Below are 19,496 nucleotides of genomic sequence, written 5' to 3' on the forward strand. Positions count from 1 at the left end.
ATCTGCGAAGGCGCGCTCGATCACGTCGCCCAGCAGGTCTTCGTAGGTGGTCGCGGGGCGACGGCGCGCCTGGTGCGGTTGCAGGTAGCGGTCTTGGGTTTGCATCGTGTGCCTCCGTGGGACGAGGTGAAATGAAGAATCAGGCTGCTGTTGCTGCTGCTGCGGCGGCCATGGCCGGTGCAGCGAGCGGCGCGGCCCAGGCGTCGTAGCCGTAGACCCAGTCGGCGTTGCCGCCTTCGCGCAGCCAGTTGTTGCCGCGCGAGCCGAGCTGCACCTGGCTGGCGCGCTCGATGCGGGCGGTCTCGAAGCCCTGCAGCGCGGCCGGCAGGTCGGCCATCGCCACGCCGTCGAGGTGGCGCGACAGCACCACGGCATCTTCGATGGCCATGCCCGCGCCCTGCGCCATGAAGGGCAGCATCGGGTGCGCGGCGTCGCCCAGCAGCGCCATGCGGCCCTGGGTCCAGGCGGGCATCGGGTCGCGCTCGTACAGCGCGGTCTTCAGCACCGTATCGCAGGCGTCGAGCAGCGCGCGCGCCTCGGGGTGGTAGGCCACGTACTGCTCGCGCAGTTCGTCGACGCTGCCCGGCGCGGTCCACGACTCCAGGTGCCAGCTGTCCTGCGGCGTGGTGGCGAAGATGAAGATGTCCTTGCCCCGGTTCAGCGGGAAGGTGACGATCTGGCTCTGCGGATTCGGCCCCCACCACTTGGTGAAGGCGCCGAGGTTCGGCACGCCGGCCACGCGCCCGGCGGGCACCACGGCGCGGTACGCCACGATGCCGGTGAAGCGCGGGCTCTCGGCCCCGAACATCGCCGTGCGCACGCAGGAGTGGATGCCGTCGGCGCCGATCAGCGCGCCGACGCGCGCCTCGGTGCCATCCGCGAACGAAAGGCTCACGCCCTTCTCATCGGCCGTGATCTTCTCGGCGCGCTTGCCGAGCGCGACCTGCTCCGCAGGGAACATGTCGGCCAGCGCCGCCAGCAGGTCGGCGCGGTGGATGGTGAGCTGCGGCGCGCCGTAGCGCTGCTCGGCGGTCTCGGCCATCTCAAGGCGCGAGGTTTCCTCGCCGGTGTCGTAGGTGCGGCTGATGCGGTGCGAGGGACGCGCCGCCGTCACGCGGGCCGCCTCGCCCACGCCGAGGCCGTCGAGCGCGCGCACGGCGTTGGGCGTGAGGTTGATGTCGGCGCCGACGCGGGCGAACTGCTTCGCCTGCTCGAACACGACCACGTCGTGGCCCGCGCGCCGCAGCGCGATGGCCGCCACGAGGCCGCCGATGCCCGCGCCGACGATGCCGATGGTGGATTCGCTGGTGGTGATGGTCTTCATGGGTGTCTCCCCGGGTCCTTCTTCGGCTTACTCGGCGACGATGTTGCGGGCCTTGATGATCTTGGCCCACACCGCCGTCTCATCGCGGATGTAGGAGGCGAACTCGGCGGGCTTCATGGCCGCGTCGGTCATGCCCTGCAGCTTCAGGCGCTCGCGCACGTCGGGCGCCGAGAGCATCTCGGTCGCGTCCTTGGCAAGCTGCTCGACAACCGCCGGCGGCGTGCCCCTGGGCGCCATGAGGCCGTACCACGAGGTCACGGTCACGCCCTGGATGCCCTGCTCCGCCAGCGTCGGAATCTCCGGCGCCGCCGCGCTGCGCTTGGCCTCGGTCACGCCGATGGCCACCAGCTTGCCGTTCTTCAGGAAGGGCAGCGTCGCCGGCAGGTTGCTGAACATCAGCGGCACCGAGCCGCCGAGCACGTCGTTGAGCGCGGGCGCCGTGCCTTTGTAGGGCACGTGCAGCATGTCGATGCCGGCCTGCTGCTTGAAGAGCTCGCCCGCAAGGTGCAGGCCGCTGCCCACGCCGGGCGAGGCATACGAGAGCGTGCCGGGCTTGGCCTTGGCCTGCGCCACCAGGTCCTTCGCGTTCCTGATGCCCGAGGCCGGCGAGGCCACCAGCACGTTGGGCGCCTTCGCAAGCATGGTGACGGGCACGAAGTCCTTCGCCATGTCGAAGGGGAAGTTGGGCATCAGCGTCGGGTTGATGGTGACGTTGCCCGCCGGGATCACCAGCAGCGTGTGGCCGTCGCCCTTGGCGCGCTTGACCTTCTCCATGCCGATGTTGCCGGCCGCGCCCACCTGGTTGTCGACCACCGCCGCCTGGCCGTAGCGCTTGGCCAGGCCGTCGGAGAGCACGCGGGCCAGCGTGTCGACAGGGCCGCCCGGCGGGAACGGCGAGATGATGGTGAAGCGCTCGCTGGAGAGCTGCTTCTGCGCCTCGCTCTGCTGCGCGTGCACGGGCGCGGCGAGCGTGAAGGCCGTGAGTGCGGCGAACAGGACGGAAAGAGAGAAACGTCTTTGCATGGCGTTGGTCGTGTGAGTCATTTCTTTTCGGTGAGGAAGGCGCCCTTGGGGCCTTCCGCGTTCTTCTGGCGGCGGGTGTTGCCGTCGAGGCCGCCGTCCACCGCCCATTCGGCGAAGACGGTCGGGCCCGGCTCGAACTCGCGCGGCTGCCAGTCGGCGGTGAGCTGGTCTTCATCGGCGTAGTACTCGATGAGGCCGCCCGCCGGGTTCTTGAAGTACCAGAAGTAGGCGGACGACACCGGGTGGCGGCCCGGGCCCAGCTGGGTTTCCCAGCCGCAGCGCGAGAAGTGAAGCCCGCCGCCGAACACTTCGTGGATGTCGCGCACGGTGAAGGCCACGTGGTTCAGCCCGCGCTTGCCCGAGGGAATCTGCAGCAGGAACAGGTCGTGGTGGCCGCCCTCGGCCGCGCAGCGCATGAAGGCGCCGCGGTTGGGGTAGCTGTCGGAGGCCACGAAGCCGAAGCGATCGGCGTAGAAGGCGCTGGTGGTCTTCACGTCGCTCACGAAGAACACGACGTGGCCGACCTCGATGGGCACGGCGCGCTCGTAGATGGGCGCGGCCCGGTTGACGCGCGGCTTGGCGTTCCAGGTGTTCATGGCGCCGCACTCCACCTGCACCGCATGCTTGCGGTTGACCTGCAGGCGCACCGCGAGGCCGTTGGGATCGATGCAGCCGATACGGCGCGCGCCGTCCACCGTGGTGTCGAAGAAGCCCGGGTCCTGTGCGATGGCGTCGGCATAGCGGGCGAGGTCCGCCTCGCTTTCCACGCCCCACACCACTTCGCGCAGCGTCGGCCCCTCTTCCATCGCGGGCGGCAGGCCCGGCTTGTCCAGCGCGGCGACCACCACCTTGCAGCCGTTGAGGCATTCGAAGACGAGTTCGTCGGCGGCCTCCGACTTCAGCGAAAGGCCCCAGTCCTGGAAGAACTGGCTGCAGGCGGGCAGGTCGTCCGCGCCGTAGGTGATCTGGTCGATGCCAAGTACGCTCATTTCAATCTTTCTGTCATGCCGACCGGCACACGCGTGGCACCGAACAGCTCGTTCCAGGAACACCGCGGAACCGGCTTTGCCGGGCCGCCGGTATTGCCCCCTGCAAGGGGGTGGGCGAAGCGACACGAAGTGCGCGAAGCCTGGGGGTTTTTCATGGTGCTGCCCAAGGCAGGGGCTGTTCGTTCGTGCCCCAGTACATGCTCTTCTGCTCCATGTACTGGAAGATGCCTTCGCGGCCCTTCTCGCGGCCCAGGCCGCTGTCGCGCCAGCCGCCGAAGGGCGTGGACACGGAGAACTGCTTGTAGGTGTTGACCCAGACCGTGCCGGCCTGCACAGCGCGGCCCAGCTTCCAGGCGCGCTTGAAGTCGCGGCTCCACACGCCGGCAGCCAGCGCGTAGACGCTGTCGTTGGCCTGCGCGATCAGCTCTTCCTCGCTGTCGAAGGGCATGGCCACCAGCACCGGGCCGAAGATTTCCTCCTGGCTGATGCGCGCGCCGTTCGTCAGGCCTTCGAGGATGGTCGGCTGGTAGAAGTAGCCGCGGTCGTAGCCGTCGCCGTGCGGGCGTACGCCGCCCGTGCGAATCCTGCCGCCTTCGGACACGCCCAGCTCCACGTAGCGCTCGATGCCCTCGCGGTGTTTCGCCGTGATCAGCGGGCCCATCTGTGTGCGCTCCGATGCCGGATCGCCCACGCGCAGCGCATTGGCGCCTTCGGCCAGCCGCGTGAGGAACTCGTCGTAGATGCTCCGCGCCACGAAGAGGCGCGAGCCCGCGATGCACGACTCGCCCGACGAGCTGAAGATGCCGTAGAGCACACCGTTGACCGCGTGGTCGAGGTCGGCGTCGTCCAGCACCATGGTCGGCGACTTGCCGCCGAGCTCCAGCGACACCGGCATCATCTTGTCGGCCGCGATGTGGGCGATGTGCTTGCCGGTGGTGGTGCCACCGGTGAACGACACACGCTTGACCAGCGGATGCTTGGTGATCGCGTCGCCGATCACCGAGCCCCTGCCCGGCAGCACGCTGACGATGCCCTTGGGCACGCCGGCCTGCTCGCAGATGCGCGCCAGCTCCAGCGCCATCAGCGGCGTGACCTCGGCGGGTTTCACGACCACCGCGTTGCCTGCCGCCAGCGCGGGCGCCAGCTTCTGCGCCTCGCTGGCGATGGGCGAGTTCCACGGCGTGATGGCCGCGACCACGCCCATGGGCTCGTGCACGCTCATGGTCACGAAGGCGCCGCGCGACGGCGTGATGGTTTCCTCCAGCGTCTCCAGCGCGGCGGCGAAGAACTGGAAGGTGCCGGCGGCGCTCGCCACCAGGTTGCGGGTTTCGTTGATCGGCTTGCCGTTGTCCAGGCGCTGCTTCTGCGCGAGCGATTCGCTCTCTTCGCGGATCAGCTGCGCCACGCGGTGCAGCACGGCCGCGCGCTCGTGCGGCAGGCGCTGGGCCCAGCCGCAGGTGCGGAATGCGCGGTCTGCGCCGGCAATGGCTTCCTCGACGTCGGCCAGGCTCGCGGCCCGCAGGCGCGCGATGGGCTCGCCGGTGGCCGGGTAGAGGCTTTCGTAGATGTCGCCGCCGCCCAGGCGCCATTCGCCGGCGATGCAGATCGGAAGGAGTTCGGAAGAAATCATGGAATGTCGGGCTCAGATGGCGAGCGCGGCCACGCGGTTGCGCAGCGCGCGCACGGCGCTGTAGACGGTGAGCGCGGAGGTCTTGGGGTTGGCCGCGAGCGGCTTGTTGCGCATGGTCAGCTCGAAGCTGCCGAAGGCGCCCTCGGCTTCGACGGTGTGAACGTTCTCGGCGGTGGCGGGGTCGGCAATGAGCCGCACCATCGTGCGGTCGAGCCCCAGCCCCGCGAGCGAGACGGTGGCGGCCACGTTGGCGTTCTTCGGATAGAGCAAGGCCGCTTCGCGCGCGCTGCCTTCGAAGATCACGGTTTCATGCGCCAGCGCGCCGAGGTCGCGGCCCTGCTCGGCCGGCGTGCCCTTCCAGGCCTGCGGCGGCTTGCGGCCTGTGTAGCGCACGCTGTCGAGACCGCCGATGCGGGCGGCAGCCAGCGCGTCGATGGCGCCGATGGCGCCGGGAATCAGCTGCACCTGGGTGCGACCTGCGATGGCGGCGGCTTCGAGCTTCTCGGCGAGGCCGGTGGCCGACAGCGCACCGACCGATGCGACCACGCAGGGCGTGCCGCGTGCCAGCGCGGGCAGCACGTGCTCCTCGATGGCGGCATGGCCGGCCGTCTCGACCACGAGGTCGATGCCGTCGGCGGGCAAGGCGCTGCCCACCTGCGCGTCGGGTGCCGCCTTCTGCGCGGCGGCGATGGCGTCGGCGGGCACGACGACAGCCACCACCTTCAGGGCGGGATCGCCGTGGAGCAGTTGCAGCACCGAGCTGCCGATGGCTCCGCAGCCGACGAGTGCAATGCGGGTGGGCGTGGGCGTGGGCGTGGACATGGAACGGCTTTCGCTCACTTGCCCACCGCACCGAGCGCCGGGATCTGCGTGACCGTATTGGTCGGCGGGCCGGCGAAGGTGGTCTTGAAGCTGCCGATCGAGAGCATGTCGATCTCCAGCAGGAACGGACCTTCGCCCGCCAGCGCCTCGCCGATGCGTGCGGGCAGCTCGGCCAGGTCCCGGACGCGGGCATGCGGCAGCGCGATCGACTTGCACAGCAGGTCGTAGTCGGGCGTGTGCAGCTCGGCGTAGCACTGGCGGCCGCCGTACTGCGCGTCCTGGATGTTCTTGATGACGCCGTAGCTCTTGTCGTTCATGAGCACGATCACCATGGGCGCCTTCTCCTGCACCATGCAGGCCAGCTCGCCCAGGTTCAGGATGAAGCCGCCGTCGCCGGCCAGGCAGAAGGTCTTGCGGCCCGAGCCCGTCACCGCTGCGCCGATGGCCGCGCCGATGGCCATCGGCATGCCCTGGCCGATGCCGCCGCCCGTGGCGTGCACGCCCGCGCTCGGTTCGAAGACGCGCAGCTCGCGATTGCCCCAGGTGCTGTTGGAGACTGTCACATCGCGCACCCAGTTGAAGTTGCGCCCGGCCGCCGACTGGAGCTGGCGTACGAGCTCGGCGTAAGGGCCGAGGCCGTCGCGCAGCGCCGCAACCGCCTGGTCGTGCGCGGCACGCAGGTCGACCAGCAGTTGCGGGTCGGCCTTGTAACTGGCGGCTTCGAGGCGGTCGGCCAGGCCTTCGAGGGCCAGCGCGGAGTCGCCGCAGACGAAGGCTTCGGACGCGTAGCAGCGGCCTTCGGCGGCGGCGTCGACGTCGATGCGGTACAGCGGGCGGGGCAGTTTCAGTTCGTACTTGAGCGTCTCATTGCCGCGCAGGCGCGAACCGACCACGAGCATCGCGTCGCAGGTCTGGTAGAGGGCCTCGACCGGCTTCTGGATGTTGTAGGCGCCGAGCGAACCGGCGTCGTCCTCGGGCACCGTGCCGCGGCCCTGCGTCGTGGTGACGACACCGAAGCCGAGTTTCTGCAGGCGCTGGATGGCGGCGCGGGCATGGCGGGCACCGCCGCCGACCCACAGCATCGGGCGCCTTGCAGCGGCGAGGCGCGCGGCCAGCGCGTCGAGCGCGGCGGCCGACGGCACGGCGCGCTCGATGGGCAGCGGCGACAGGTCGGCCGGCATCGTGGTCAGCGCCGACTGGATGTCGATCGGGATCTCGACGCTGACCGGGCCGGTCGGCGCCGTCAGCGCGAGCTGCACCGCGCGCTTGAGCGTGCCGAGCACCGTCTCGACGCTGCGCACGCGCAGCGCGGCCTTCGACACGGCCTTGAGCATCGTGAGCTGGTCGGGCGCCTCGTGGATGTACGACATGCCCTTGTCGAGGTACGGCGTCTCGATCTGGCCGGTGATGTGCAGCACAGGCGCGCCGGCCGTCAGGGCCTCGACCATGCTGCCCGCGATGTTGCCCGCGGCGGGCCCGGTGCTGGTGATGCACACGCCCAGGCTGGCGGTGGAACGTGCGTAGGCGTCGGCCATGTTGCCCGCGCCGGCCTCTCCGCGCGCCGAGATGAAACGCACCGTGCCGCGCTGCGCGAAGGCGTCGAGGATCGGCATGTTGTGGATCGAGATCACGCCGAAGGCCGCCTTGACGCCGCACTGTTCGAGGAAAGCGGCGACGACGGCGCCGACGGTGACGGTGTTGTTGGGGTTATGCATGGCGTGACAGGCCTCCGGAAATGTCGATGTGGCTGCCCGTCGTGTACGACGCGAGGGGTGAAGCCAGGAAAAGGATCGCCCGCGCGGCTTCGGTCGGAAGCCCCAGGCGACCCAGCGGGATGTGCTTGTTCTTCGCGAGCTGGCCGCTCCATGCGGCCCAGTCGAGCGACTTGTCTTCGCGCGCCTCGAAGCGGCGGCGCCACTGGCCCGACTCCACGAGGCCGATCAGGATGCCGTTGACGCGCACGCCCTGTGGCGCGAACTCGGTGGCCATGGAGCGCACCAGATTCAGCAGCCCGGCGCGCGCGGCCGAGGTGGCAACCATGTGCGGCTCGGGCTGGCGCGCCAACAGCGAGTTGGCGCAGACGATGGAGGCATCGCCCAGCGCGGCGCGTTGCGCCGCGAGCTGCGGCAGGAAGGCGCGCGTCGGGTTGATGACCGAGAAGAATTTCAGGTTCAGCTCTTCGGTCCAGGCCTTGTCGTCGGTGTCCGCGAAGGTCGAGACCCTGCCCTGCCCCGCGTTGTTGACCAGCATCGAGGCCGGGCCGAGCGCGGCCTCGCTGGCAGCGGCGAAGGAGCGAACCGAGGCGGCGTCGAGCACGTCGCAGGTCTGCGCGAAGAGCTTCGCGCCGGTGAACTGCGCACGCAGGCCGGCCACGGCGCCATCGAGCCGCTCGGCGTTGCGGCCGCACAGCGCGACCGCGGCGCCGCAGCCGAGCAGCAGCTCGACGGTGGCCAGGCCGATGCCCGACGAGCCGCCCGTGACCACGGCCACGCGGCCGGCCAGCGCATCGGCGGCGAAGAAGGAGGAAGGAAGAGCTGGGGTGGTCATGGTCCCGGTGTCATGCTGAGCGAAGCGGCACTACCTTGGCGGTGCGCGCGGGCGAGTAATTGAGCAGGCCGGAGATCTCGTCGGCGGTGCCGCGCACGCGCTGCACCATCTCGTCGATGCGGCTCTCCTCGATGTGGCTGGCGGTGACGGTGGCGCCCAGCGCCGCCACGATGTGGCCGCTGTGGTCGCGCACCGGCGCGGCGATGCTGGAGATGTTCGATTCGAAGAAGCCCTCGCCCAGCACGTAGCCGCGCTGGCGGTCGGCCTGCACCATGTCGAAGAGCTCGTTCACGGTCTTGGGCGTGCTCGGCGAGAAGGTTTCGAGCTTGTCTTCCGGATAGAGGGCGCGCAGCTGCGGCAGCGTGAGGTCTTCGAGCAGGATGCGGCCCAGCACCGTGGCATGGGCCGGCAGCCGCGTGCCCACGGTGACCGAGCTGGCGAAGGGCGTGGGCGGTGCCACCTTGGCCACGTAGACGATGGAGCGGCCGTCGCGCACCACCAGGTTGCAGGGCGTGCGCAGCTCGTCGCACAGCCGGTTGAGCAGCGGCGTGCCGAGCTGGGTGAGCTCCAGCGAGGCCAGGTATTCGAAGCCCAGGCGCAGCACGGCCAGGCCCAGGCGGTAGTCGCGCCCGCCCTCGGTGCGCTCGAGAAAGCCCATGTTCTCCAGCGTGGTGAGCAGGCGGAAGACGGTGGAGCGCGGCAGGTCGAAGCGGCGCGCCAGTTCGGGCGCCGAAAGCGTGCGGCTTTCGCGGCTGAACTCGCACAGCACGCGCAGTCCGCGCTCCAGCGCGGGCACGTTGTAGCGGTCGGCGCCCTCTTCCATCGCCTCGTTGCCGTCGTTGTTGTTGCTGGCCATGCCTGTGTTTCCTTCCTTGGATGTCTCTGTAGTGGTTGCGGTCAGCCGGCGAGGGATTCGCTCAGCAGCTTCGCGACGGCCTGCGGTTGCTCCACATAGCCGGCGTGGCCCGCATCGTCCAACAATTCGAGCCGCACTCCGCACCGGCGCGCGACTTCTTCGCATGCCGCCGGGGGCGTGATCACGTCGAGCGCGCCGCAGGCCACGCGCACCGGCATGGGCGGCGGCAGGTCGGCCAGGAGGTCGGCGTTGCACAGAAGCTCGACAGCCTGGCGATAGCCGTGGTCATTCAGGCGGGCCATGTTCCAGCGCACCCACTGGCGGGCGTGCTCGCTGGCCTTGTCGGAAACCAGCCGGGCCGAGCGCTTCGCGGCCATGCCGGCGATGCCGAGTTCGTCGAGCGTGGCGAGGCGCTCGGCGCGGACCTTGGCCCGCGCCTCCGCGCGCGAGGCGGCGCCGTATCCGATGGCCGGGCTGACAAGCACCAGCCGGCGGATGCGCGCATCGCTGCGCGCGGCCGAGACGGCGGTGATCGCACCCAGCGAATGGCCGACCAGCACGCACGAGTCGATGCCGAGCGCGTCGAGCAGTCGGCCCAGCCGCGCCGCGTAGTCGGCGGCGGCCGGCGCGGCGGCTTCGAGCGGCGTCGAGCTGCCATAGCCCGGCGCATCCCAGGCGATCACGCGGGCCTGCGCCGCGAGCAGCGCGGAGGTGTCGATCCACGATGCCGCACCCGAACCGATGCCGTGCAGGCACACGATGGCCGGCCCCTTGCCGCATTCGCGCACCGACACCACGGCGCCGCCGCCGACCGCGACATCGCGGGCCGGGAAGCTGGCGTCGAGCCTTGCCAGCTCGGAGGCCGGCAGATTCAGGGCGTCGGTGGAGAGGTTCATGGCCGTGCGTCCGCTCAGCGCTTGATCTTGGCCAAGGGGTGGTCGGCGGGGTACGTCGGCGTGACGGGCTTCTTCGCGCCCAGCATCACGCACATCAGCGCGTCCTCGTCGCCGATGTTGATCTCTTCGCGGTACACGCCGGGCGGCACCGAGATCAGGTCGCGGTCGGTCATGATGGTCTCGAAGCGCTCGCCGTCCTTCTCGATCACCACCTTGAGCTTGCCGCGGATCAGGAAGAACACTTCCTCCACGTCGGTGTGCAGGTGCGGCGGGCCTTCGTGGCCGGCGGGGATCACCATGGTCGAGAAGGTGAAGTGCTCGGCGGGCACGGTGTTGACGTCGGCCGCGACACCGGTGCCGCCGGTGCCCACGTAGCGCATCTGGGCGCGGCGGAACTTCGGGTCGAAGTCGGCCTGGAACTTCAGCGCGTCCCAGTCGTATTTGCGGGTCTCGTAGCGCGCGATGCGGGTGTTCATCCACTCCGCGAGGCTGCTGCCTTCGGGCTGGGCCAGGGTGTTGGTGGCCGCGGGGTTGATCTTCTGCTGTTCGGACAGATCGCTCATCGGGTTGACTCCTTGGTCGGAAAAATCGGGTGCGTGGGTGGGTTCTCAGTGCATCGCGAAGCCGCCGTTGACGGCCAGCAGCTGGCCCGTCACGAAGCGCGCGAGCCCCGAAAGAAGGAAGACGGTGGCGCCGCACACGTCGGCGGCCTGCTGCTCGCGCGGGATGGCGCGGCCTTCGAGGTACTTCTGGTGACGCGCCATCGGCACGTATTCGGTGGCCTCGACCAGCGTGAGGCCCGGCGCCACGGCGTTGACGGTGATGTTGTCGCCGCCCCATTCGCGCGCCAGCGAGCGCGTCATGGAAATCACGGCGCCCTTGCTCGACGCGTAGGCCAGCAGGTTGGGCGCGCCCCACAGGGCGGTGTCGGAGGCGAGGTTGACGACGGAGCCGCGACCGCTTTCGGCCAGCGCCTGGCGGCAGGCGCGGCCCATGAGCCAGCTGCCGCGCACATTGACGTTCATCACGCGGTCCCACACGTCGATCTCGAGCTGGTGCGCGTCGCGGCCGCCCGAGTTGGTGATGGCGGCGTTGTTGACCAGGCCGTCGAGGCCGCCGAGCAGGCGGATGGCTTCGTCGGCGCAGGCCACGATGGAGCCGGGGTTGGCCAGGTCCACAGGCAGCGCATGCGCGTTGCGGCCGGCTTCGCGCAGCGCCTTCGCCTCGGTCTCGGCCAGCTCGCCGAGGATGTCGGCCAGCACCACGCTGGCACCCGCGGCGGCGATGCACTGCGCGAAGGCGAGCCCCAGGCCGCGCGCGCCGCCGGTCACGAGCACGCGGCGGCCGGCCAGCAGGTTGGCGGGCATCTCGGCGAGCAGCGCCTGCAGGCTCGATGGGTCGGCGATGGCTTTGAGGTCGGTCATGGAATGAAGCTGGTGGAAACGAAGACCGGAAGATCAGTCGGCCTGGATGCCGAGTTCCTTGATGACCTTGCCGAAGCGCGCGTAGTCGGCGGCATTGGTCTTGCCGAGCACGTCGGCGTCGCCGCCCACGGGCGTGGTACCGAGCACGGCCATGCGCGAGACGATCTCGGGCATCTTCAGGATCTCGTTGAAGTGGCCGTTGAGCGTCTTCACGATCTCGGGCGGCAGGTTGCGCGGGCCCCAGAGGCCGTTCCAGGCGGTGACCTCGACGTCCTTGTAGCCCTGCTCTGCCAGCGTCGGCACGTTGGGCGCGAGCGGCGAGCGCTGGGCCGAGGCCACGGCCAGCGGGCGCAGCTTGCCGTTGGCGATGTACGGCGCCACCGGGCCCAGCGTGATGAAGGTGACGGGCACGTGGCCGCCCAGCACGTCGTTGATGGCGGGCGCCACGCCCTTGTAGGGCACGTGGGCGAGCGTGGTGCCGGAGGCGCGGGCGAACATCTCGCCCAGGATGTGCATCGGCGAGCCGCTGCCAGGGCTCGCGTAGCTCAGCGTCTTGCCGCCCCTGGCGGCGGCCACGGCGTCTTTCACCGTCGCGAGGCCGCTGTTGCCGCCGGCCACCAGGAACAGCGGCTGGCTGCCCGTCTGCACGATGGGGGTGAAGCCGCTGAGCACGTCGTAGCCCGAGCCGTTGGTCTTGAGCACCAGCTGCGCGATCGAGAAGGTGCTGGGCGCGAGCAGCAGCGTGTAGCCGTCGGGCGTGGCCTTCGACACGTAGGCGCTGCCGATGATGCCGCTGGCGCCGGGGCGGTTGTCGACCACCACGGGCTGGCCGACGCGCGTCGACAGCTTCTCGGCGAACAGCCGCGCCAGCGCGTCGGTGTCGCCACCGGCCGGATAGGCGACGACCAGCGTGATCGGCTTGGCCGGGTAGCTGTCGGCTGCCCAGGCGAGTCCGGAGGCGCAAGCGGCGGCCATGGAAATGGCGGCGGCGATGGCAAGGCGGCGTGTCTGTTTCATCGTGTCCGTTTGGCTCTGTTTTGTTTCACTAAAGAAACAACGATTTATTAATGGAACGCCACGAAGAATATCGAAGAAGACAACTTCATGACTAAGGGAAAACCCGAATCCTTGTGTCACAACGAAAACAGGGCGGCCTTTTCGGGCCGCCCTGCATTGGCGCAAGGAGGGACGGAAGAGCCTCAGCCGCCGTAGCGCGCCACGGTCAGGCCTTCCATGTCGATCGCCGGCGCCCTGCCCGCGATCAGGTCGGCCATCACGCGGCCGGTGCCTGCGGCCATGGTCCAGCCGAGGGTGCCGTGGCCGGTGCTGAGCATCAGGTTGGGAACGCGGGTGGCGCCGATCACGGGCGTGCCGTCGGGCGTCATGGGGCGCAGGCCGGTCCAGAAGGAAGCGTCGCGCACGTTGCCGCCCTTGGGGAACAGGTCGGTCACGACGTGCTCGAGCGTGTCGCGCCGGCGCTCGTTGAGCCGCAGGTCGAAGCCCGAGAGCTGCGCGGTGCCGCCCACGCGGATGCGATCTCCGAGCCGCGTGACCGCCACCTTGAAGGTTTCGTCCATCACCGTCGATTCGGGCGCGCCGCCCGCGTCGGTGATCGGCACGGTGATCGAGAAGCCCTTGACCGGATACACCGGCAGCCGGATGCCCAGCGGCCTGACGAGCGCGGGCGAATAGCTGCCGAGGGCGACCACGTAGCGCTCTGCCGTGAAGCTGCCGGTATCGGTGCGCACCGCGGTGATGCCCCTGGCCGCATCGTGTTCGAGGGCCTGGATGTTCACGCCGAACCTGAACTTCACGCCCTCGGCCTCAGCCAGCCTGGCCAGCGCCTGCGTGAACTTGAAACAGTCGCCGGTCTCGTCGCCCGGCAGCCGCAGACCGCCGACGAACTTGCCCTTCACCGCCGCAAGCGCGGGCTCGTACTGCACGCAGCCCTCGCGGTCGAGCAGTTGGTAGGGCACGCCCGAGGCCTGGAGCACTTCGACGTCCTTCGAGGTGCCGTCGAGCTGCTGCTGCGTGCGGAACAGCTGCAGCGTGCCCTGCATGCGCTCGTCGTAGGCGATGCCGGTGTCGGCGCGCAACTCCTTCAGGCAATCGCGGCTGTACTCCGCGAGCCGAACCATGCGGCTCTTGTTGATCTCGTAGCGCGCCTGCGTGCAGTTGCGCAGCATCGCAAGGCCCCAGCGCCACATCGCCGGATCGAGCATCGGCTTGATGACCAGCGGGCTGTGCTGCATCAGCATCCACTTGACGGCCTTGACCGGCACGCCGGGCCCGGCCCATGGCGCCGAGTAGCCGGGCGAAACCTCCCCAGCGTTGGCGAAGCTGGTTTCAAGCGCGGGCGCCGGCTGGCGCTCCAGCACCGTTACCTCGTGCCCGGTGCGCGCCAGGTAGTACGCGATCGAGGTGCCGATGACACCGCTGCCGAGAATCAGGACGCGCATGAGAACAACCCTTTTGAAGCTGCCGTGACGCAGCCGAGGGTACAGGGCCGGACGTTACAAGCCCAGTGCGTCCTGCAATTGCCGTGCCGTCCAGCGCTTCGGCTGTTGCGGCCAGGCCTCGAGCAGCGAGACCATGCGCGAATTGCGCGGCGCGCTCAGGCCGTGCTCCTGCGCGAGGCGCACCACCTCGCCGCTGAGCGCGTCGATCTCGGTGCGGCGGCCGAGCGCGAGGTCGTCGGCCATGCTGGAGCGCGCCTTCGCGTCGATGCGCAGCATGCGAGCCGCGACGATGCGGAAGATCCAGTCGGGCAATCGCAGCAGGCCCGCCAGCCGGTGCGCCGGCACCGCCGCAACCTGCGCCGGCGCGATGCCCGCGACCTTGAGGATGCCCAGCGCCTCGTCGATCAGCGACGCAAAGCAGCGGCGGTAGCCGCGCTGCATGAGCTCTTCGCGCAGCGGCAGGCCCGAGAGCGCGTTGACCGGGTTGTTGAGGTTGAGCATGAGCTTGCCCCACTGCACGGGCAGCAGGTCGGCATGCAGGTCGAGCGGCACGCCGGCGCGCTCGAACACGGGAAGCCAGGGGCGCAGCACCGCATCGTCTTCCGCGGCCAGCCGGCCGGGCGTGCCCCGATGGAAGGCGCCCGGGCCGATCTCGGCCACGTTGTACGGGACCATGCCGGCGCGCACGTTGAGCGAAGGGCCGGTCTGTGCGGCTGCCGCGCAGTTGGAGATGCCGTTCTGCAGCGAGATGACCGCGGTACCGGCCGGCAGCGCGAAGGCCAGTTCGCCCGCCGCCTCGGCCGTAGCGCCGCTCTTCACGCACAGCAGCACCAGCGAGGGCCGCGCGCCTGCAGGCACCTGCCCGCTGAGGCGCAGACTGTCGGCAGGCAGCTTGTGCATCGCGCCGTCGATGTCCGTGAGCGTCAGGCCGTGCTTCGCGAGCTTTTCGAGCACGCGCGGGCGGCCGACGAAGGTGACGGGCACGCCCGCCGCCGCCAGGCTTCCGCCGATGAAGCACCCGATGGTGCCCGCCCCCATCACAAGCACTTCACCGGGGATCGTGTCTGGCATGAAGTGCTTGTGCTTTCTTTTCGTCTGGGGTGGAAAAGCCGTCAGGCGCGTTCGGCGACCCAGGCCTGCACCGATTGCAGCGCGGCCGGAAGGCCCGCCGCGTTGGTGCCGCCGGCCATGGCCATGTCGGCCTTGCCGCCGCCCTTGCCGCCGACCTGCTGGGCCACGAAGTTGACCAGCTCGCCGGCCTTGACCTTGGCCGTGCTGTCGGCCGTGACGCCAGCCGCGATCTGCACCTTGTCGCCGTCGACGGCGGCCAGCACGATGGCGGCGGTCTTGAGCTTGTCCTTGAGCTTGTCCATGGTCTCGCGCAGCGTCCTGGCATCGGCGCCGTCGAGCCTGGCGGCGAGCACCTTGATGCCCTTGACGTCCACGGCCTGCGACAGGAGCTCGTCGCCCTGCGACGAAGCGAGCTTGCCCTTGAGCGCACCCACTTCGCGTTCGAGCGCCCTCACCTGCTCCAGCACCTGCGAGAGCCGGCCCTGCAGCTCGGCGGCCGGCGACTTGAGCGTGGCAGCCACGCTCTGCACGGTCGATTCCAGGTCCTGCAGGTAGGAGAGCGCGTTCGCGCCGGTGACGGCCTCGATACGGCGCACGCCGGCGGCCACGCCGCCTTCGCTGACGATCTTGAAGAGGCCGATGTCGCCCGTGCGGCCCACGTGGGTGCCGCCGCACAGCTCGCGGCTGGTGCCGATGTCGAGCACGCGCACGGTCTCGCCGTACTTCTCGCCGAACAGCATCATCGCGCCGGTCTTCTGGGCCGACTCCATGTCCATCACACGGGCGTGCGTCTCGGAGTTGGCGAGGATCTCGGCGTTCACGCGCTTCTCGATCTCGAGGATCTGCGCGTGCGTGACGGGCGCGTTGTGCGCGAAGTCGAAGCGTGTCTTGTCGGCGTCGACCAGCGAGCCCTTCTGCTGCACGTGGCCGCCCAGCACTTCGCGCAGGGCCTTGTGCATCAGGTGGGTGACCGAGTGGTTGCGCATGGTGGCGGCGCGGCGCGCGGTGTCGACCGCGGCCTTGACCGCGTCGCCGACCTTCAGCGTGCCCTGGGTCTGGGTGCCGTGGTGGCCGAACACGTCGGACTTGATCTTCTGCGTGTCTTCCACGCCGAACTGCACGCCTTCGGCAACGAGCACGCCCTGGTCGCCGACCTGGCCGCCGCTTTCCGAATAGAAGGGCGTGGTGTCGAGCACGACGATGCCGCTCTGGCCTTCCTTCAGCTCGTTGACGGCCGCGCCTTCGAAGTACAGCGCGACGACCTTGGCGCTTTCTTCAAGGCTCTCGTAGCCGGTGAAGGTGTTGCCGGCGCCAGCGTATTCGACGGCGCGATCCATCTTGAACTTGCCGGCAGCGCGGCCAGCGGCCTTCTGCTTTTCCATGGCGGCGTTGAAGCCGGCTTCGTCGACGCTCACGCCGCGCTCGCGGCACACGTCGGCCGAGAGGTCGAGCGGGAAGCCGTAGGTGTCGTGCAGCTTGAAGGCCACGTCGCCGGGCAGCGTCTTGGCGCCATCGGCCAGCGCCGCGTCGAGGATTTCCATGCCGTTGGCCAGCGTCTCGAAGAAGCGTTCTTCCTCGGCCTTCAGCGTGTCGGTGATGCGCTTTTCATCGGCCACCAGCTTCGGGTAGGCCTCGCCCATCAGCCTGACCAGTTCGGGCACCAGCTTGTGGAAGAAAGGCTTCTTCTGGCCCAGCTTGTAGCCGTGGCGGATGGCGCGGCGGATGATGCGGCGCTGCACGTAGCCGCGGCCTTCGTTCGACGGGATCACGCCGTCGGCCACCAGGAACGAGGTGGCGCGGATGTGGTCGGCGATCACCTTCAGCGAGTTGTTCGACAGGTCCTGCGTGCCGGTGGCCTTCGCGGCGGCCTTGATGAGCGCGTCGAAGATGTCGATCTCGTAGTTGCTGTGCACGTGCTGCAGGATCGCGGCCAGGCGCTCCAGGCCCATGCCGGTGTCGACGCAGGGAGCGGGTAGCTTCACCACGCTGCCGTCTTCCTGCATGTCGAACTGCATGAACACGTGGTTCCAGATCTCGATGAAGCGGTCGCCGTCTTCCTCGGGGCTGCCCGGGGGGCCGCCGGGGATGTGCGGGCCGTGGTCGTAGAAGATCTCGGAGCACGGGCCGCAGGGGCCGGTGTCGGCCATCATCCAGAAGTTGTCGGACTTGTACTTGCCGCCCTTGTTGTCGCCGATGCGGATCACGCGCTCGGGCGGCAGGCCGATTTCCTTGGTCCAGATGTCATAGGCCTCGTCGTCTTCGTGATAGACGGTGGCCAGCAGCTTGTCGGCCGGCAGCTTGTAGACCTGCGTGAGCAGTTCCCAGCCCCAGGTGAGCGACTCGCGCTTGAAGTAGTCGCCGAAGCTCCAGTTGCCCAGCATCTCGAAGAAGGTGTGGTGGCGCGCGGTGTAGCCCACGTTCTCGAGGTCGTTGTGCTTGCCGCCGGCGCGCAGGCAGGCCTGGACGGAGGCCGCGCGCTTGTAGGGGCGCTTGTCGGTGCCGAGGAACACGTCCTTGAACTGCACCATGCCCGAATTGGTGAACATCAGCGTCGGGTCGTTGCCCGGCACGAGAGGGCTCGACGCGACGGCCGTGTGGCCCTTGGAAGCGAAGAAATCGATAAAGGTCTTGCGGATGTCCGCGACCGTGAATGTGGGCTGGCTCATCTTTGGATTCGTCTTCTGCCGTCGAGGGCGGCGCGGCGATGGCGACCCTCATGTCGAACCCACTGCGGCGAACCGGCCTAACTGCTTGATTTGCTTGAACAAACGATTATAGGTTTGGCCATGCCGCCCTCGCCGGCCGGGGCCGCCCGCAAGACGGCAGGATCCGTACTCCACGGCTAATATGTGCCCTGGCGCAAAAAAACGAGGACCAAGGACGGTCGGCGCCATCCGTACTTGTACGGACAAAAAGATCAAGGAGTTCGCATGGCAAGCCAAGATGCCGAACGGCACTGGACGATCGAAGACCTGGATTTCTCGCGCATCGCGCTCGACAAGGTACGCCCGGACGAGAACCTCTTCTACCTGGTGACCTCCGCCTCCTTCATCGAGAGCGGCTCCGACCTGTACACGCACAACCTGGTGGACTTCTTCCAGGGCGACCAGGAAGTCACCGACTGGCTCTCCCGGCACTGGGAGCTCGAGGAACTGCAGCACGGCAAGGCCCTGCGCGCCTACGTGCGCCACGTGTGGCCGGAGTTCGACTGGGACACCGCCTACCGCAACTTCCTGGAGGAGTACGCGACCTACTGCAAGGTCGAGCTGCTCGCCCCCACCCGAGGCCTCGAGATGACCGCCCGCTGCGTGGTCGAGACCGGCACCGCCACCTACTACCGCGCCATGGCCCGCTGCACCGACGAGCCCGTGCTGCAGGACCTGGCGACCCGCATCGCCACCGACGAGGTCAATCACTACAAGCACTTCTACCGCTACTACCGGCGCTACCGCGAGCAGGAAAAACTGAGCCGTCTGCGCGTGATGGGCACCATCGGCCGGCGCACGCTCGAGCTCAAGAGCGAGGACGCCGATTGCGCGATCCGCCACGTGGTCAGGACGCGTTCGCCCGAGCGGGCCGACGACATTGCCTATGTGCAGCGCCTGAGCGCCGACATGAACAACACCATCCGCACCCACCTGAGCCCGGGCACCACGCTCAAGATGCTGATGCGGCCGCTGGAACTGCCGGCGAAGGTGCAGACGGTGATCCAGTATCCGATCAGGCAATTCATGGAGCACGTGTTCCTGCGGTGAGCGGCAATCGGGGCGTTCCCGCGTAGCTGCAAACCGGAGCCAGGATTCCATTTCGCACAACAGGTGCTTGGCCGATATTTCCGCCCTCCTTTCTGCCCAGCTGGAGACAAGGCCGGAGACCTTCGGACAAGCGCGGCTGCATCGCGCCGCCGGCAAGCCGTTTCGCAGCCTTGCTGCATGCGCGTCCCGATGTTCAATCACGCAGCCAACCGCGAGCAGCTCTACACAGCCAGCCCGGCCTACGCGACCTGATGGAGGTGCGCTTCACTTCCCTGCGGTTGCTGGAGCCGCGAACCGGCCCATCGTCGCGGCCGATGAAGTGCTGTCGGGCATGGCCGAACCAGCTCGAATCCGGCATCGACTCGACGAGCGAAATGCAGATCGCCAACGCCCGCCTCTGGCGCGAAGCCTGGGAGCATGCGATCGGGATTGCGACTCCGCCCCTCGGCCAGCCTCAGACCACCTTTCGGTTCGAACTTTTCCGAGACAGGAGCGACAAGGCAACGCTCAAAAAAAACCCAGCGCGAAGGCTGGGTTGAACCTCTTGGTGCTGTCACGCACAGAGAACTCGCACTTCAAAGCGAGCCAGCAAAATCTAGGGCTTCATGCACTGCAGCCTTGTCGGACAGGACCGACACTTCGAATCGAAGAGTTCGGCCGCGAGGCTCGGCACCCTCCAGAAAATGCCAAATAGTTCACG

At 68.8% G+C, this 19,496-nt stretch carries 18 protein-coding genes; 2 read left to right on the top strand and 16 right to left on the bottom strand.

The window, feature by feature from the left end; translation table 11 throughout:
- From QMO14_RS33405 to alaS, 16 genes are all read right to left on the bottom strand, one after another.
- On the bottom strand, positions 1-105 hold a 105-nt coding region (locus tag QMO14_RS33405), incomplete at its 3' end, for a recombinase-like helix-turn-helix domain-containing protein (protein WP_367618161.1).
- Between the two features lie 34 nt (positions 106-139).
- Complete coding sequence (locus QMO14_RS19895; RefSeq protein ID WP_301509184.1) at positions 140-1,324, bottom strand: FAD-dependent monooxygenase; 1,185 nt, start codon at positions 1,322-1,324, stop codon at positions 140-142.
- Between the two features lie 27 nt (positions 1,325-1,351).
- Positions 1,352-2,347: a tripartite tricarboxylate transporter substrate binding protein gene (locus QMO14_RS19900; RefSeq protein WP_301509185.1), complete on the bottom strand. Its 996-nt coding sequence runs from the start codon at positions 2,345-2,347 to the stop codon at positions 1,352-1,354.
- A 17-nt stretch (positions 2,348-2,364) separates the two neighbouring features.
- Positions 2,365-3,336: a VOC family protein gene (locus tag QMO14_RS19905; protein ID WP_301509186.1), complete on the bottom strand. Its 972-nt coding sequence runs from the start codon at positions 3,334-3,336 to the stop codon at positions 2,365-2,367.
- A 151-nt stretch (positions 3,337-3,487) separates the two neighbouring features.
- Complete coding sequence (locus QMO14_RS19910; protein WP_301509187.1) at positions 3,488-4,966, bottom strand: aldehyde dehydrogenase; 1,479 nt, start codon at positions 4,964-4,966, stop codon at positions 3,488-3,490.
- A 12-nt stretch (positions 4,967-4,978) separates the two neighbouring features.
- Positions 4,979-5,788: an aspartate dehydrogenase gene (locus tag QMO14_RS19915; protein WP_301509188.1), complete on the bottom strand. Its 810-nt coding sequence runs from the start codon at positions 5,786-5,788 to the stop codon at positions 4,979-4,981.
- Positions 5,789-5,802: 14 nt separating this feature from the next.
- Positions 5,803-7,503, bottom strand: coding sequence for a thiamine pyrophosphate-binding protein (locus QMO14_RS19920; RefSeq protein WP_301509189.1), 1,701 nt, complete (start codon positions 7,501-7,503; stop codon positions 5,803-5,805).
- Positions 7,496-8,335: an SDR family oxidoreductase gene (locus QMO14_RS19925; protein ID WP_301509190.1), complete on the bottom strand. Its 840-nt coding sequence runs from the start codon at positions 8,333-8,335 to the stop codon at positions 7,496-7,498. Before QMO14_RS19925 ends, QMO14_RS19920 begins: the two co-directional genes overlap by 8 nt.
- Positions 8,336-8,345: 10 nt before the next feature.
- Positions 8,346-9,191 (bottom strand): IclR family transcriptional regulator, encoded by an 846-nt coding sequence (locus QMO14_RS19930; RefSeq protein WP_301509192.1) that lies wholly within the window; start codon positions 9,189-9,191, stop codon positions 8,346-8,348.
- Positions 9,192-9,232: 41 nt separating this feature from the next.
- Positions 9,233-10,087, bottom strand: coding sequence for an alpha/beta fold hydrolase (locus QMO14_RS19935; protein WP_301509194.1), 855 nt, complete (start codon positions 10,085-10,087; stop codon positions 9,233-9,235).
- A gap of 14 nt (positions 10,088-10,101) precedes the next feature.
- On the bottom strand, positions 10,102-10,650 hold the full coding sequence (locus QMO14_RS19940) for a cupin domain-containing protein (protein ID WP_301509195.1): 549 nt from the start codon (positions 10,648-10,650) through the stop codon (positions 10,102-10,104).
- A gap of 45 nt (positions 10,651-10,695) precedes the next feature.
- On the bottom strand, positions 10,696-11,511 hold the full coding sequence (locus QMO14_RS19945) for an SDR family oxidoreductase (protein WP_301509197.1): 816 nt from the start codon (positions 11,509-11,511) through the stop codon (positions 10,696-10,698).
- 33 nt (positions 11,512-11,544) lie between these two features.
- Complete coding sequence (locus tag QMO14_RS19950; RefSeq protein WP_301509198.1) at positions 11,545-12,528, bottom strand: tripartite tricarboxylate transporter substrate binding protein; 984 nt, start codon at positions 12,526-12,528, stop codon at positions 11,545-11,547.
- Positions 12,529-12,710: 182 nt separating this feature from the next.
- Complete coding sequence (locus tag QMO14_RS19955; protein ID WP_301509200.1) at positions 12,711-13,970, bottom strand: D-amino acid dehydrogenase; 1,260 nt, start codon at positions 13,968-13,970, stop codon at positions 12,711-12,713.
- 54 nt (positions 13,971-14,024) lie between these two features.
- A complete protein-coding gene (locus tag QMO14_RS19960; RefSeq protein ID WP_301509201.1) occupies positions 14,025-15,041 on the bottom strand; it encodes a 2-dehydropantoate 2-reductase in 1,017 nt (338 codons plus the stop codon).
- Positions 15,042-15,082: 41 nt separating this feature from the next.
- Complete coding sequence (gene alaS / locus QMO14_RS19965) at positions 15,083-17,707, bottom strand: alanine--tRNA ligase (RefSeq protein ID WP_301509202.1); 2,625 nt, start codon at positions 17,705-17,707, stop codon at positions 15,083-15,085.
- Between the two features lie 264 nt (positions 17,708-17,971).
- On the opposite strand from alaS, the gene QMO14_RS19970 reads away from it, so the two are divergent.
- Positions 17,972-18,796, top strand: a complete 825-nt coding sequence (locus QMO14_RS19970) for a ferritin-like domain-containing protein (RefSeq protein WP_301509203.1) — start codon at positions 17,972-17,974, stop codon at positions 18,794-18,796.
- A gap of 251 nt (positions 18,797-19,047) precedes the next feature.
- Positions 19,048-19,335 (top strand): hypothetical protein, encoded by a 288-nt coding sequence (locus tag QMO14_RS19975; protein ID WP_301509204.1) that lies wholly within the window; start codon positions 19,048-19,050, stop codon positions 19,333-19,335.
- Positions 19,336-19,496 lie beyond the last annotated feature (161 nt).

This window comes from Variovorax sp. CAN15, from assembly GCF_030462475.1.
Lineage (GTDB): Bacteria > Pseudomonadota > Gammaproteobacteria > Burkholderiales > Burkholderiaceae_C > Variovorax.